Origin of the sequence: Thiomicrorhabdus sp. (assembly GCF_963662555.1) — a bacterium.
Taxonomy (GTDB): domain Bacteria; phylum Pseudomonadota; class Gammaproteobacteria; order Thiomicrospirales; family Thiomicrospiraceae; genus Thiomicrorhabdus.
Map to the genome: position 1 here is coordinate 371,820 of NZ_OY759719.1, position 14,456 is coordinate 386,275.

The following is a 14,456-nucleotide window of genomic DNA, read 5'->3' on the forward strand; positions in this document are numbered from 1 at the left end:
ATGCAATTAAGACCAAGGTTCACTTGCTTTTAAACGATTTCTATACAGTACAATTGCCACAAAAACATTAAGAAAGGCAAGTATGCTAAACATCTCTAATAAACTCAAAGAGAAAGCAAAACCTAGCATAATTAATATAGCTGAAACCACCATTAACAGTGCATTTACGATGTTGTTTACGGCGACTATTCTAGCACGGACGGCGATCGGGGTATGTGTTTGCAATATGGTATAAAGCGGCACAATATACATTCCACCTAACACCGCAAGTATAAATAAAAAAACCAGAGATAAATTTGCTGGCCACAATGTAATAAACTGAGCAATTGTTAATAAGGTTTCATGTGAAACATTTTGCTCATGTACAACACCTGAATGAATTGCAAAAATACTCCAAACAGTCAGCAACAACATGGCCGACATACCTAATATCATGCCCCAATGCCATTTTATCGTGGCGTGAACAGGCATTAATTTGCCAACCAAGCCAGAACCTATAGCAATGCCCACTGAGAACAAAGTTAAAAACAGCATCACCACTTTATCATTAGCGTATAAGTCATATTTTACTAAGGCTGGTATTTGACTGAGCATCACTGCACCAATAAACCAAAACCACGAAATTGCCAGCACTGAAAAAAACGCCGTTTTATGGGTATGGCTCTCTTTAACCACTTGATAGGTACTAGAGAACCTGTTCCAGTTAATCACTAACTGCTTATCAAATTGCTTACTCTCAGCTATTAATAAACTAAACAGATAACCTATAACAGAAACCAAAATTACCAGGCTTGCCATAATCCATAAACCGCCATCTAATAAAACACCCAGGCCTCCTAAAATAGTCCCTATTAAAATAGCAATAAAAGTGGAGCCACTAAACAATCCATTACCTTTAATAAGCCTCTTTTCATCTAATATTTCAGGCAATATCGAGTATTTAATTGGCCCAAAAAAGGCCGATTGAGTACCCATCAAAAATAGTGTAATAAACAGTAACCATAGGTTTTGGCTAAGCAAAGCCAAACCGCCTATCAGCATAATTAAAATCTCAGCGAGTTTAATTTTTTTAATAAGAACACTTTTAGGATATCTGTCTGCAATTTGCCCAGCAAAAGCAGAGAAAATAAAGAAAGGTAAAATAAATAGGCCTGCTGCTAAGGTAATTAACAAGCCTGTATCTACAGCACTATTGGTAAGTTTGAAGGTGATGAGCATCACCATAGCATTTTTATAAAGATTATCATTGAAAGCACCTAAAAATTGCACCCAAAATAGTGGGTAAAAGCTTCTATTTAATAATAAGCATCGTTGCTTTTTTTTAGGTGTATCAATCATTTAATCAATTCATTTCGTAAAATTCAGGTTAGTTTAACTCATATCTCCTATGTGATATATCCAAAATCACAGCGTCACTTTATTGATAACTCTTAAATTTTGATATAGTTCCAACCAGAATTTAGCCTTTCTACTACAGCGTCAATAGCAGGTTTATCATGCTGAACTTGCGGCAAAAGTTTCATTGGCTTACCCCTGTTTTTAGCACGTTCTAAAGTTCTTTTGCATGCAAATAACGTTAAATTAGGGTATTTACTCATAAGGTGTACTAACTTTTTACTATTGGGGTTATCTACTTCTAACAACTCAACTCCCTTGTGGTTGGAGATAAGATCAACCCTAACATTTGGATCCGAATCCGTAAGTAAGCTTTCAAGCTCTTTAATCGCTTGGAGCTCTTTTTCAGGTAAGTCAGAATCTAAATGTACTAAATAATTGGCCGAACCTTCTGCTACTGATTTATGCATAAAAGGTGAATCTGCCACACTATTTACCATATATATCTTTAAAGCACCTGCCCCAAGTAACAAACCTAAAATAAGCGATGCAACCGCAGTTTTTGGTGCTGACCAGCTTTTGGTTTGTCTGTTTTCAAATACGTTAGATTTAGTATTTTTTGGCTTAGGGATATTCTCTGTATAAACTAAAGACACTTTAGTTTTAACCTGATTAAGCTCGTCTAAATGCTCTTTAAGTTTTTTATCTACTGCAATAGCCGCTTCTACTTCTGCTGACTCTTCACGACTCAACTCTCCGTCTAAATACGCGTGTAAATGATAGGTTTCAATAGAATGTTTCATCTCTATCTCCGCAATGGAACGATGTTGGTTCCATACTTTTCAATGTGTTTCATACGTTTTAATAAACTCTCTCTGCCACGCGATATTCTACTCATCACAGTGCCTATAGGAGTATCTGTTATTTCTGCAATTTGTTGGTAACTAAAACCTTGCAAATCTACTAAAGCAATGGCTTCTCGTTGTTCAAAAGGTAAACTCGCCATCGCTTTACATAAGCATTCTGAATTTTGCTGAGCAATCATCTCTGTTTCACTGCAATCTTGAGCAAAAAATTGATCAATTTCATCCTCATTTGTCCACTGCCATCGTTTGTTAAAACGCATAATATCTAAAAAGGTATTTCGCATAATTGTGACGAGAAATGCGTCTAAATGCTCTAAATTTTCAATATCTTTAGATTTTTCTAATGCCTTTAACAAAGTCTCTTGAACCAAATCTTCCGCTTGAGCTGCCTGGTGACACCAAGCAAACGCTAAACGGTATAGATTCTGGTATTTCTCTGTAAACAAAGCATTTAATTGTCGTTTTTTATGTTTGTCACCAAACAAATTTTTAACCTTATTGGATAAAGTCATAGTCATTTCTGTTTCTTATTCAAATTAGCCCTTTTTCGATACTAATCTATAATTTTTTATTTGTAAAACCTTTTATATATTAGCAATTTACGATATTAACCCAACTACTAGGCCAATAAATTCTTTCATCTCAAATCAATGGAATAATCTCTTCGGTTCAAACGTTTACTAGTTAAGCGCGCCGAAATTTGAACCTAAATTATCAAGGATAATATTTATGCAAAAATCGTATTTACTTAACACAATAGGCTTTTTATTCAGTCTATTGTTTTGCCTACCCAGTTTTGCAGCTCAAACAGAAGCTCCTTTGCCAGATACTTTCGCAGAACACAAAATTGTTTTACAAATTAGTGACAGCGATCCTTTTAAACAAACCTTGGTACTCAACGTTGCCGGTAACCTTCAACGTTACTACGGTGCTGATAATGTTGATATTGAAGTAGTAGCCTTTGGTCCAGGTGTTCGTTTAATGTTTGACGGTAATACCAATAGCCAACGCATTAACACTCTAATGGATTCCGGGATTCGATTTAGTGCTTGTCAAAACACAATCAACCATATGGCCAAAAAACTGGGCTATACCCCAAAAATTCAAAAAAATGTAGGGATTGTTCCTGCAGGTGCAGGTCGCATTTTGCAGCTTAATGCCGCTGGTTGGCAAATCCTTAAACCCTAAACGTTCTAAATTAATTTAAAGAGGTTATTATGAAAACATTTACTCATTTATTTACTGCACTATTTCTTACTGTAATCGGTTTAATTTCTAGCACCACAGCTTCTGCCGAAGACAGTTCTTCACGTTACGGCCATCAAAAAGTGGTTTATCACATCAACTATGACGATGCAAAAAAGCAGTTTAGCACCTTAAGAAACATTCAAAACCATATTAATGCTGTAGGTGCTGACAATGTCGATATTCGCGTTGTACTACACGGTAATGGTTTATCACTTCTTCTTAAGCCAGATGCCTTAAAAAGAGTGCCTAGATTTAAAACGGCAAATGCCGTAGATAAGATTACTCAACGAGTAGATGCCTTAAAGTTACAAGGTGTGCATTTTAATGTTTGTAACAATACGTTAAAGGGTAGAGATGTAAATTTAGAAGAAGATTTATACGATGCAAATCAAGATGATGTTGTACCTAGTGGTGTTGCAGAATTAGCTTATTTACAAGGCCTAGGTTACACATATCTTCGACCTTAAGAACCCCACACTCAAATCAAAATCAAAATCAAATAATAATAATTAATACAAAAATATTAGCTCATAAAAATGAGAGAGGACAGTCATGTTTAACAAAAAGCTCAAACTCAAAAAAAGTACATTAATCATTGCACTGGCAGGTGTTTTAGGTGCACAGTCAGCCCAAGCAGCCAACTGGTTAATGTTACAAGGTACCGAAAAAGCCGATCAAGCCCCTAGAGCTAAGCTATGGGGATTTGCTCAAATTGATTATCAACAAACTGATGACACGAAAATTCAAGCAGGTCCAAACATTGGTAAATCTGCCGCATTTAACCAACTTCCACCTCAGTTAAGTACTTCAAGTGGTTTTAACGTTAAACGTGCTCGTATAGGAGTAAGAGGCGCTAACTTTCCATTAGATAAAAATGTTAACTATTTTTTAATGATGGAATTTGGAAATAACGGAATAACCACTGGCGAAAATGGTTCGCAAGGTCAATTAACAGATGCCAGCATCACCTTAAACCATATAAAAGGTGCTCGTGTAAGAGTGGGTTTATTTAAAAACCCAGGTTCTGAAGAATCGTTTAAAGGGATTCCGGTTTTTAACTATGTCAACTTTACGAGTGGTACAGATCGCCTATTAATTGAACGTAAGCTTGCTGATTCAACAGTGACTAATGGAGTTGGAACTGGCGTAAGAACAGATGCCGTATTTGCTGGACGAGATACTGGTATCCAGATATTTGATACCTTTAAAAGTGGTGACTGGGAAAACAGTTATGCAATTAAATATGGCAATGGTAATGGCTTAGCTCTGAATGACGACAACAAAAGCAAAGACCTTTATCTATATCTATCTACTGAAAAGGTTTTTAACAATTCTCAAGGCCCTAGACGTCATAGCCTAAAAATGTATGCGTGGTCAGATCAAGGAAAACGTACCTACAACAACACTGATTATGACCGTAATCGTGCGGGGGTTGGTATGACTTATTTTGATGGCAAGTACCGAGCTGCTGCTGAATACATTACGGCTGATGGGATGATTTTTGGTGGTCCAGTTGGTGCCGTAGCAGGAAACCCTTTAACGGTATTTACTGACCAAAAAGCAGACGCTTACCAATTAGACCTTGGTTACCGAGTGATGCCTAATCTTGAATTAAATGCTCGTTATGATGTATTAGACAGCGCAACGGCTAAAGATTCGCAATCTGGTACAGGTAAAGATAAGCACCGAGTATTTACAACTACAACTCTAGGTGCTCAGTACTTCTTTAATAAAAAGACATCTGCCCGTTTAAACTATGAAATCCGTAATATTGATGCACCTGATGTCCCGTCATCAGCTCCTGTTCAAACTATATTAAATGGTATAGATAACCGCATCTCAGCTCAGTTGATGATGGTATTTTAATATCTATTCTTAACAAATAAAAAAGGCCTTCAATTACTGAAAGCCTTTTACATTCATTCTCGTTGTATTGGTTCATTTTAGCCCTAAGATAAACCAATTTGCCCTTACATCTTTTTGGTGTAAGGGCTTTTTTATTTGTATCAATTGATTAAATAGTGACTCATGATAATTGAATTTTAATTTAAGCCGCAATACCACTGTGTCTTAATAACGCATCAATCTCTGGTTCACGGCCTCTAAAGGTTTTAAACAATACCATTGGATCAATTGACCCACCTGCCGCTAAAATTGTATTTTTAAAATGCATTCCTGTATCTAAATTTAAAATACCGGTTTCTTCAAACAGACTAAACGCATCTGCAGATAAAACTTCTGCCCATTTGTAGCTGTAATACCCTGCCGCGTATCCGCCGGCAAAGATATGACTAAAGCTGTGAAGCTGTCTGTTATAACTTGGTGGTTGTACTACGGCCACTTCATCGCGAATACGTTGAGAAAGATTCAAAATATCTTCTGGTGAATCTGGGTTGTAAAAAGTGTGCAGTTCAAAGTCAACCAATGCAAATTCAATTTGGCGCAACATCATCATGGCCGACTGAAAACCACGACCTTTTTTGAGTGCTTCAAATAAATCATTGGGTAAGCTTTCACCCGTCTCAACATGTGATGAGATGAAATCTAATCCTTCTCTCTCCCAACAAAAGTTTTCCATAAACTGAGAAGGAAGTTCAACCGCATCCCAAGGCACGCCAGCAATACCAGAAACATCTAATTGTTCCATTTTGGTAAATAGATGATGAATCCCGTGACCAAATTCATGAAATAACGTAGTTACCTCATCATGAGTTAAGCACGCTTCTTTATCGCCAATAGGCGGAGTAAAGTTACACACTAAATAGGCCACAGGTGTTTGTAATTTTCCTTTAGGATGTTGCCAACGCGTAATCGCTGAATCCATCCAAGCTCCACCACGTTTATTTTCACGCGCGTATAAATCTAAATAAAAGTGCCCTACTACTTGATTGGTTTCATCAGTTAATTCAAAAAATCGAACATCTTTATGCCAAGTCTCAACACCGGTTTTTACGTTAATCTTAATACCAAACAGTTTTTGAGTAATTGAGAATAATCCCTGCAAAACCTTTTCTACTGGAAAATAAGGGCGTAGTTTTTCTTGGGATAGAGATAAGGTTTTATTTTTTAGTTTTTCAGATGCATAAGTAACATCCCAAGGTTGAAAATCTTCAATACCCAGTTCAGTTTTAGCAAAAGCTTTTAAGGTTTCTAATTCTTGTTGAGCCTGTGGTTTTGACTTAGCCGCTAAATCTCTTAAAAAGCCTAAAACCTGATCGGTTGACTCTGCCATTTTGGTGGCTAATGAGTATTCTGCATAATTTTCGAAACCTAATAAAGTCGCTAATTGATGACGATCTGCACGAATAATCTCAATTAATTCACTGTTATCAAAAGCCGTATTATCCGCCTGGTCTGAAGCACGAGTAGAAAATGCTTTGTAGACTTCTGCACGTAGCTCTCTATTGTCTGCATGCGTCATAACCGCTAAATACGAAGGAAAATCTAAAGTAACACACCAGCCTGTTAACGACTTTTGCTCTGCTAACTGTTGTAATAATCCCATTGCCGATTCTGGCAGGCCTGCTAAGTCTTGTTTATCTTCGATATGCTTTGACCAAGCCTGAGTTGACTTAAGGACGTTATTTCCAAACTGGCTGCTATTTTGCGATAAACGTTGTTTAAGATCTTTGTAAATCGCTTGTTTATCAGCAGGTAAAGCAATACCGCTTAAACGAAAATTACGCAATGCGTTTTCAATGACTTTTTTCTGTGCAAGGTTGTAACTATGGTATTCATCACTTTGTGAAATAGCATTAAACTTTTCATAGAGACCTGCATTTTGACCATTCTCAGTGTAATACTGTGTTACCTTCTCTAAACAGTTAGTATAGGCTTTGTGCCATTCGTCACTGTTCATTACCGCATCTAAATGCCCAACAGGCCCCCACACTTTTTCAAAACGGTTATCAATGCTTTCAAGAGGTTCTACAAAATTTTGCCAAGTCGGTTCTTGTGTTGAAGAGACTAATTCATCAATAATTTTTTTATTATCTGCTAATAATTGTGAAACGGCTGATTCTATGTGTTCCACGTGAAACGCAGAAAATTCAGGAAAATGTGAATCCGATAAAAAAGGATTTTGAGTTACGGCTGTTGAAGATTGTGTCATAAGGTCTAGGTCTTTTATTTGGGTTATTTGTATATATTATTAAGTTTAAGTATTGATATAGCGTATAACTCTTTGTATGGCTATTTATTAAAAATTCAACTCAATTTACCAGGCCTGGTAAATTTAAATAGTCATTTGGTTAACGATTACTCACCTTGAATAGTGACTACCAAGGTTCTTGCTCCACCATGATTACGATGCTCGCACAAATAGATGCCCTGCCAAGTTCCTAAGTTTGGATAACCATTACTAATAGGAATGGTTAAATCAAAACCTAAAAGACTGCCTTTTAAATGTGCAGGCATATCATCTGAACCTTCATAAGTATGAGTAAAATAGGATTTATTTTCAGCTACGACGTCATTAAAGAAGCTTTCAAAATCATCACGCACTGAAGGATCAGCATTTTCATTAATAGTAAGTGATGCTGAGGTATGCTTAATTAGGATATGCATTAATCCTATATTAATATCTCGCAGTTCAGGTAGGTTAGAAAGGATTTCATTGGTAACTAAATGAAACCCTCTTGATTGTGCCTTTAAGGTAATTGTTTTTTGAATCCACACAGGCTTTCCTTAAAATAGAAAATATTGAATTTGATACCTTTGCAGGTCTTATCTATTCTAAGAATTTGGCACACGTAATACTAGTGTGGCAGACATTAAAATAAATGCCGTAGCAAATAATAAACAAGCTTCCATACCCAATGTTTGGTATACATAGCCTGATAATACCGTTCCCATTAAACGACCACCCGCATTAGCCATGTAATAAAATCCAACGTCTTTAGAAGCACCATCTTCATTAGCCATCGAAACAATTAAGTATGAATGTACTGATGAGTTAAGGGCAAAAAACAGAGCAAATAGAGCCAAACCAATAATTATGACTAATTGCGGGCTATTAGATAATTGCCAAGCCATCACTAAAGGCACTACAGCTAAAGCTAGAGCCAGCTTCATGGCGGTGCTTACAGTTGGGTTACTGTCTGTTGGGTTGCTTTCTGCAGAATAAACGTTTTGTTTTTTAGATAAGCCCAGTATTTTAGGTGTCGCGGCTTGGATGAATCCATAACCAATGATCCACAATGCCATAAAGCTTCCAACCTCATGAAAACTCCAGTCCAATACACCTTGTAAATAAATTGGCAAAGCCACCACAAACCAAATATCACGTGCACCAAATAAAAAGAAGCGAGCGGCAGACAACCAGTTGATGGCAGGAGATTTTGAAAACATCTCATTAAATTTACTTTTATTTTTAGATTTACCCAAAGAGCCATCTAAAAATAACAGTGAAACCGTTAAAGCGACCATTAACATCGCAGACATCACCCACATTGCATTAGCAAAACCAACTAGCTCAAGTAACACCGCACCTAAAAAGAACCCTACCCCTTTTAAAGCATTTTTAGAACCTGTTAAAACACTCACCCATTTATATAGCGTTCCGTCGGTATCACTTGCCAAAGATTTAATACTGCTTTTGGCACTCATTTTATTTAAGTCTTTGGCTATACCAGACAAAGCTTGAGCAAACATAACGTAAACCACACTCAACCATTCATTAGGCACTGTTAACATGACCAGTGCAATAATTTGCAATCCCAGGCCAATATTCATGGTGACATTAAGTCCTAATCTTGCACCTAACCACCCACCCACTAAATTGGTTACAATGCCAAAAAACTCATAAAACAAAAACAGCATGGCAATAGCTAGTGGCGTATAACCTAACTGATAAAAATACAGTAATACCAACATGCGTAATGCACCGTCAGTTAAGGTATATGCCCAATAGTTGGCAGTTACAATTCCATATTGTTGATTACTATTCATTACTTCCCTTTTATGCTTGTATTTTAAGTAAATAAGCTCGTAATAAATGTCTACTATAGTAAAGAAATGCGACAGTAAAGTTAAATAAATAATATTCCAATCAAAAAATAATAACCGTACCTACAATATGATAGAAAAATGCCATATAAAATCGAATAATTGAATTTTAAATAGCATTGTTTTAATGGTGTGTCCAAAATTAACCTTTGTTTTATTTCCTTCCTTAAATTTCTCTACAACAGCAAACAATATAAGCCAACACTAATATAAGTATATGTTTTAACTTAATAATTTTACAAAGCTTTCTATTTATTAAAAACCTTTTTGGTAAGCATTTTGCTTAGAAAACAGTCTTAGCAACTATAGGCAAAGGAAGATTGGCATGACTATCAGTAAAAGGATGTACTTAATTGCTTTTTCAGCATTTATTTTAGGTGTGGGAATGATACTAATTTTTACTTCATCTCTCTCTAAAATTGAAGAATTGAAAAATGCCGAAGTGCAACTTCAAAAAATCCAGACGGAAATTTTGATGTTGCGCCGAAATGAAAACGACTTTTTGATGCGTAAAGACCTTAAATACCAAAATCGATTTAGCAAGTCATATCAATCTCTAATACAAAATATTACAAATTTAGAAAGTTTCCTAAAACAAGAAGGTGCCAATGTTAAGGACATCCAGTCTTTAAGGCAATATTTAGAAACTTATAACACATCCTTCTCTCAACTCGTTGCTGCATACCAAAAGGTTGGCTTAGACCCAAAATCAGGATTACAAGGTTCACTTAGAAACGCTGTTCATAATATTGAGTCAAAACTTAAAACTTATAATCAATCACAACTTACTGCAGATATGTTGATGTTAAGAAGACGAGAAAAAGACTTTTTACTGCGCATGGACATAAAGTATTTGGATAAATTTAATAAAGACATTATTAGTTTCAATAAAACACTTTCTGATTCAGAACTGGCTATTACCGATAAAGACATTATCACTGACCTTCTAAAAAAATATCAAACCGACTTTGAAAACATGGTCAACGGCTATGTTGCTTTAGGATTAGACAGTAATAGCGGTCTCCAAGAAAAGATGCGTCATGCAGTTCATAATACCGATGAATCCCTAAAAGAGATTAATAAAGGTATTGCCACGCTATTAGCTAATAACATCCAAGCCAAAAAATGGTTGGCTATTATTCTAGCAATTGTACTTTCATCTATACTTATCATAATGAGTTTAATGACCGCTAGAAGTATATCGCGCGCTATCAAAGAACTAAGTGAAATCATAATGACCGTTGGTAAAACCAATGACTTTAATTTACGCTGTAACTATGACAAAAAAGACGAAATTCTCGATGTTAGCAATGCGTTTAATCATATGCTTGAAAACTTTCAAAATGCTATAAATGAAGCGAATACAACCTTATACGAAATTTCTCAAGGTCATTTTGACAAACGAATCAAAGCAAATTTGGTTGGCGACCTCAACCAGTTAAAGGTTGGTGTAAACAGCTCGGCAGAAAGTGTTGAGTTTATGATGATGGAGCTGAGTAATGTAATGCAGGCTCTAGGTTCTGGCCAGTTCAATGTCAAAATGAATAAAGATGTGCCAAAAACATTCCGTGAAGGCATTGAAACTGTATTGGACAATATGCACCACTCAATAGAAGAAATTAACCAAGTCATGAGCAATATGAGCCAAGGTGAATTTCATCACCGAATAGAGTCAGAAGCACAAGGTGATATGGCTATAATGAAGAATAACATCAATACTTCAATGGAAAGCTTAGATCAAGCAATTCAAGATATTCTTAATGTAGTTGTGGCTCAATCCAAAGGAGATTTAACGCAAAATATCACTGGAACCTATAGTGGCCAATTAGAGACGCTTAAAGAAGCCGTAAATACTACGGCAAATACACTCATAAATACCGTAAAACAAGCCTCAGAGGTTTCTAAAACCGTAAATCTCGCAGCAACAGAAGTTGCTCAAGGATCAAGCGAATTGAGTAGCCGTGTACAACAACAGGCTGCCGCAATTGAAGAAACTTCATCCACAATGGAGGAGATGAGTTCAACAGTAAAAAATAACTCAGAACATGCAAAACAAGCTTCAGAATTAGCACATGAAGTGAATGATAAATCATCAGCAGGCTCTCAAGTTATGGATCAAACCATTCATGCCATGAATTCCATACAAGAATCCAGCCATAAAATTTCTGATATTGTCAGTATGATCGATAGTATAGCCTTCCAAACTAACTTGCTTGCATTGAACGCAGCTGTTGAAGCAGCTAGAGCAGGAGAACATGGACGAGGGTTTGCAGTAGTGGCTGGTGAGGTAAGAAATTTGGCACAAAAATCAGCCGATGCGGCTAAAGAGATAACAAACCTAATTGGGGAAAGTGTAAATAGAATAGATCAAGGAACCAAACTCGCGTCGGAATCAGGGTCTGTATTAAGTAACATAAACCAGTCTATCAATGAAGTCGCTGAGATGATTGAACAAATTGCTCAGGCTTCATTCCAGCAAAATGAAGGAATTCAACAAGTACATAAAGCTATCGACCAAATTGATCAAGTTACCCAACAAAATGCCGCTTTAGTAGAAGAAACAACCTCAGCGGCAGAAAGCATGTTAGAACAAACGGATGCATTAGAAAATGAGATGGCGTTCTTTCAAACCACTAAAGCGACTAAATGAGAGCACTCAACTCAATCTATATAAGAAGGTAAGTTAGGTTCAACTATAGATAAAAAACTAGCTTAGTTACAACAACTGAATCGACTTATATGAAATGAGAGCTTATGCTCTCATTTTTTTAGATAAAAACTGAATCTCAAATAGATGCAACAAATCCAATTTAGCCTAAGCTACAGATAGATTTTCTTTAGCGACTTTAACGGCTAATTCCATCATACGTGATACATAACCAATTTCATTATCATACCAAGCAAGTAGCTTCACTTGAGTACCATTCACTACCATAGTTGAAGGTGCATCAATAACACTTGAACAGGTTTCACCTTCGTAATCAACAGACACTAAAGGACGTGTTTCAAAGCCTAAAATATCTTTTAGATAAGTTTCTGAAGCTTCTTTAAGTATGCCGTTTACTTCTTCAACTGAAGTTGGTTTTTCCATTTCTAAAACTAAATCAGTTAAGGATGCATTCATCAATGGAACACGAACCGCAATACCATTCAACTTACCATTTAGCTCTGGAAAAATGGTACCAATAGCCGAAGCAGAACCTGTTGAAGTTGGAATTAGTGATTCAAAACTGGCACGAGCTCTGCGTAAATCTTTATGCCCGTGATCCACGACTTTTTGAGTATTGGTTCTGTCATGCATCGTGGTAATCATGCCGTGTTTAATGCCTAATTTTTCATGCATTACTTTGATAACTGGTGCAATACAATTAGTCGTACAAGAAGCTGCTGTAATGATTGGGTCATGACCTGGTGAAAAAGTGTCATCATTAATTCCCATTACAATGTTCTTAATCCCTTCTTTCATAGGTGCAGCAACAATCACTTGTTCTATACCTTGATCAAGATACGGCTGAATGGTTTCAACAGTTCTAAATTTACCTGTCGATTCAATCACAACATCTACATTTAAATCGCCCCATTGGGTTTCAGAAACCGATTTGTTCATTGAATAACCAATGGCGTTATCACCCACTATAATTTGACCATTTTGTTCAACTGCCTCATGGTGCCAACGGCCATGTGCTGAATCAAAATTAAGTAAATGAGCAGAACCAGCTGCATCAGTAGCAATCTCATTTATATGCACAATCTCAATTTCTGGCCAGTCAAATGCCACACGCATTGCCAATCGACCCATACGGCCAAAACCATTTATTGCTACTCTAATCGTTTTCATTTTCAAAACCTTATAATCCTATTATTGACATAACCTGTTATTGACTTAAATTGTGTATTTCTTCTTGTAGCTTTAAGTGCTCAAGTTTGCTAATTGGTAACTGCACAAATACATTAATTCGACTTTCTAATGAGTGAAGTATTTCTCTAATAACATCCATATGTAAGTCATCGCTATATGGGCTATCTATTCCCCATACAGCGGTAATGGTGTGTTCTGGCCAAATAGGACAAACCTCCCCTCTCACTTTGTCACAGAGAATAAAAACAAAATCCATTTTAGGAGATTCATCTTTCGAAAATTCACTGACACTTTTAGAGTGCAAACCTTCTGTTGGTAACTGTGCCTTCTCCAGCAACTGAATAACATGGGGGTTAATTTCACCACTTGGTTCACTGCCTGCACTATATGCAGTAAATTTATCTTTACCCCAATGATTCAAAAGAGCTTCTGCGAGGATACTTCTCACAGAATTTTCTAGATCTATGAATAAAACGTTATACATACCGTTTTCCTGATTTTTATTAATTTTTTGTTAACCATTCTGTAACTAATTGCTTTGAAGGCATACCACCACTATGAACAACCTGCTCATTAATAACAACACCCGGTGTGCTCATTACACCATAAGACGCAATCTCAGCTACATCCTCAACCTTAATGACGTTAACCTTAATACCTTTCTCAGTAGCGGTTGATTCAATTAATTTAATTGTGTTTTCACATGTCGTACAACCTGTACCAAGTACTTTAATTTTTATACTATCACCGTCGCAGCATGATGCTTCTTTGGCTGTATCTGGACTTGAACAACATGACTCTTTTTTACTGTCAGAACAACAAGAATTCTCTTTTGTTTCACGTGAAACATCTTCACTACAACATGAGCTTGAAGTAGCTGCCTCTTTAGACGATGAACAACAAGTTCCACTAGTATCTGAAATACAACATGCACCTGTTTTTGGGTCATGGGGTAAAAAACGACTGGCAGGACACCAACCCGTGAAAGTTGCTTGTAATGCATTAAGCCCTGCAAATAAAGTTAACCAAAGCCACGTAGGCTTAAGTAAATCAACTTGCCCAGTAAAATGGGCTAACAAAATTGGCACTATAATCATTAATGAAATCATACGAATCATAATATTACCTTTCATAAAAACTCC

The 14,456-nt window shown here is 36.4% G+C and carries 13 protein-coding genes; 4 read left to right on the top strand and 9 right to left on the bottom strand.

What is annotated here, in order from left to right; genetic code table 11:
• Nucleotides 1-6: 6 nt before the first annotated feature.
• From ACORJQ_RS01435 to ACORJQ_RS01445, 3 genes are all read right to left on the bottom strand, one after another.
• Entirely contained in the window at nt 7-1,338 is a 1,332-nt protein-coding gene (locus ACORJQ_RS01435; RefSeq protein ID WP_321325353.1) for an MFS transporter, read from the bottom strand.
• Nucleotides 1,339-1,430: 92 nt separating this feature from the next.
• Entirely contained in the window at nt 1,431-2,138 is a 708-nt protein-coding gene (locus ACORJQ_RS01440) for a zf-HC2 domain-containing protein (RefSeq protein ID WP_321325355.1), read from the bottom strand.
• Between the two features lie 2 nt (nt 2,139-2,140).
• A complete protein-coding gene (locus ACORJQ_RS01445; protein ID WP_321325356.1) occupies nt 2,141-2,719 on the bottom strand; it encodes an RNA polymerase sigma factor in 579 nt (192 codons plus the stop codon).
• Nucleotides 2,720-2,930: 211 nt separating this feature from the next.
• Between ACORJQ_RS01445 and ACORJQ_RS01450 the strand changes: the two genes are divergently transcribed.
• The 3 genes from ACORJQ_RS01450 to ACORJQ_RS01460 all read left to right on the top strand — a co-directional run bounded on the left by ACORJQ_RS01450 (nt 2,931) and on the right by ACORJQ_RS01460 (nt 5,315).
• Nucleotides 2,931-3,389, top strand: coding sequence for a DsrE family protein (locus tag ACORJQ_RS01450; protein WP_321325358.1), 459 nt, complete (start codon nt 2,931-2,933; stop codon nt 3,387-3,389).
• 29 nt (nt 3,390-3,418) lie between these two features.
• On the top strand, nt 3,419-3,916 hold the full coding sequence (locus ACORJQ_RS01455; protein ID WP_321325360.1) for a DsrE family protein: 498 nt from the start codon (nt 3,419-3,421) through the stop codon (nt 3,914-3,916).
• A gap of 85 nt (nt 3,917-4,001) precedes the next feature.
• A complete protein-coding gene (locus ACORJQ_RS01460) occupies nt 4,002-5,315 on the top strand; it encodes a porin (RefSeq protein WP_321325362.1) in 1,314 nt (437 codons plus the stop codon).
• A gap of 181 nt (nt 5,316-5,496) precedes the next feature.
• Here ACORJQ_RS01460 and ACORJQ_RS01465 read toward each other — a convergent pair whose 3' ends face one another.
• The 3 genes from ACORJQ_RS01465 to arsJ form a co-directional block, all read right to left on the bottom strand.
• Nucleotides 5,497-7,560: a M3 family metallopeptidase gene (locus ACORJQ_RS01465; RefSeq protein ID WP_321325364.1), complete on the bottom strand. Its 2,064-nt coding sequence runs from the start codon at nt 7,558-7,560 to the stop codon at nt 5,497-5,499.
• Between the two features lie 146 nt (nt 7,561-7,706).
• A complete protein-coding gene (locus ACORJQ_RS01470) occupies nt 7,707-8,126 on the bottom strand; it encodes a secondary thiamine-phosphate synthase enzyme YjbQ (RefSeq protein ID WP_321325365.1) in 420 nt (139 codons plus the stop codon).
• Between the two features lie 57 nt (nt 8,127-8,183).
• The gene (gene arsJ / locus ACORJQ_RS01475; protein ID WP_321325367.1) at nt 8,184-9,398 is read right to left on the bottom strand and encodes an organoarsenical effux MFS transporter ArsJ; all 1,215 of its coding nucleotides are present in this window, start codon (nt 9,396-9,398) and stop codon (nt 8,184-8,186) included.
• Between the two features lie 382 nt (nt 9,399-9,780).
• Here arsJ and ACORJQ_RS01480 point away from each other — a divergent pair, with 382 nt between their 5' ends.
• On the top strand, nt 9,781-12,105 hold the full coding sequence (locus tag ACORJQ_RS01480; RefSeq protein ID WP_321325369.1) for a methyl-accepting chemotaxis protein: 2,325 nt from the start codon (nt 9,781-9,783) through the stop codon (nt 12,103-12,105).
• Between the two features lie 165 nt (nt 12,106-12,270).
• On the opposite strand, the gene ACORJQ_RS01485 is transcribed toward ACORJQ_RS01480, so the two are convergent.
• From ACORJQ_RS01485 to ACORJQ_RS01495, 3 genes are read right to left on the bottom strand one after another with little or no spacing between them, the layout of a single operon-like run.
• Complete coding sequence (locus ACORJQ_RS01485) at nt 12,271-13,293, bottom strand: ArsJ-associated glyceraldehyde-3-phosphate dehydrogenase (RefSeq protein WP_321325372.1); 1,023 nt, start codon at nt 13,291-13,293, stop codon at nt 12,271-12,273.
• A gap of 37 nt (nt 13,294-13,330) precedes the next feature.
• Nucleotides 13,331-13,798, bottom strand: a complete 468-nt coding sequence (locus ACORJQ_RS01490) for an arsenate reductase ArsC (RefSeq protein ID WP_321325374.1) — start codon at nt 13,796-13,798, stop codon at nt 13,331-13,333.
• Between the two features lie 19 nt (nt 13,799-13,817).
• Nucleotides 13,818-14,447 carry an MTH895/ArsE family thioredoxin-like protein gene (locus ACORJQ_RS01495; RefSeq protein WP_321325376.1) on the bottom strand — a complete coding sequence of 210 codons (630 nt, stop codon included), beginning with the start codon at nt 14,445-14,447 and terminating at the stop codon, nt 13,818-13,820.
• Between the last annotated feature and the right edge of the window lie 9 nt (nt 14,448-14,456).

Excerpts from the sequence above, each read along its gene's own strand:
- ACORJQ_RS01435 (WP_321325353.1), bottom strand. The coding sequence starts at position 1,338 with ATGATTGATACACCTAAAAAAAAGCAACGATGCTTATTATTAAATAGA.
- ACORJQ_RS01440 (WP_321325355.1), bottom strand. The coding sequence starts at position 2,138 with ATGAAACATTCTATTGAAACCTATCATTTACACGCGTATTTAGACGGA.
- ACORJQ_RS01445 (WP_321325356.1), bottom strand. The coding sequence starts at position 2,719 with ATGACTATGACTTTATCCAATAAGGTTAAAAATTTGTTTGGTGACAAA.
- ACORJQ_RS01450 (WP_321325358.1), top strand. The coding sequence starts at position 2,931 with ATGCAAAAATCGTATTTACTTAACACAATAGGCTTTTTATTCAGTCTA.
- ACORJQ_RS01455 (WP_321325360.1), top strand. The coding sequence starts at position 3,419 with ATGAAAACATTTACTCATTTATTTACTGCACTATTTCTTACTGTAATC.
- ACORJQ_RS01460 (WP_321325362.1), top strand. The coding sequence starts at position 4,002 with ATGTTTAACAAAAAGCTCAAACTCAAAAAAAGTACATTAATCATTGCA.
- ACORJQ_RS01465 (WP_321325364.1), bottom strand. The coding sequence starts at position 7,560 with ATGACACAATCTTCAACAGCCGTAACTCAAAATCCTTTTTTATCGGAT.
- arsJ (WP_321325367.1), bottom strand. The coding sequence starts at position 9,398 with ATGAATAGTAATCAACAATATGGAATTGTAACTGCCAACTATTGGGCA.
- ACORJQ_RS01480 (WP_321325369.1), top strand. The coding sequence starts at position 9,781 with ATGACTATCAGTAAAAGGATGTACTTAATTGCTTTTTCAGCATTTATT.
- ACORJQ_RS01485 (WP_321325372.1), bottom strand. The coding sequence starts at position 13,293 with ATGAAAACGATTAGAGTAGCAATAAATGGTTTTGGCCGTATGGGTCGA.
- ACORJQ_RS01490 (WP_321325374.1), bottom strand. The coding sequence starts at position 13,798 with ATGTATAACGTTTTATTCATAGATCTAGAAAATTCTGTGAGAAGTATC.
- ACORJQ_RS01495 (WP_321325376.1), bottom strand. The coding sequence starts at position 14,447 with ATGAAAGGTAATATTATGATTCGTATGATTTCATTAATGATTATAGTG.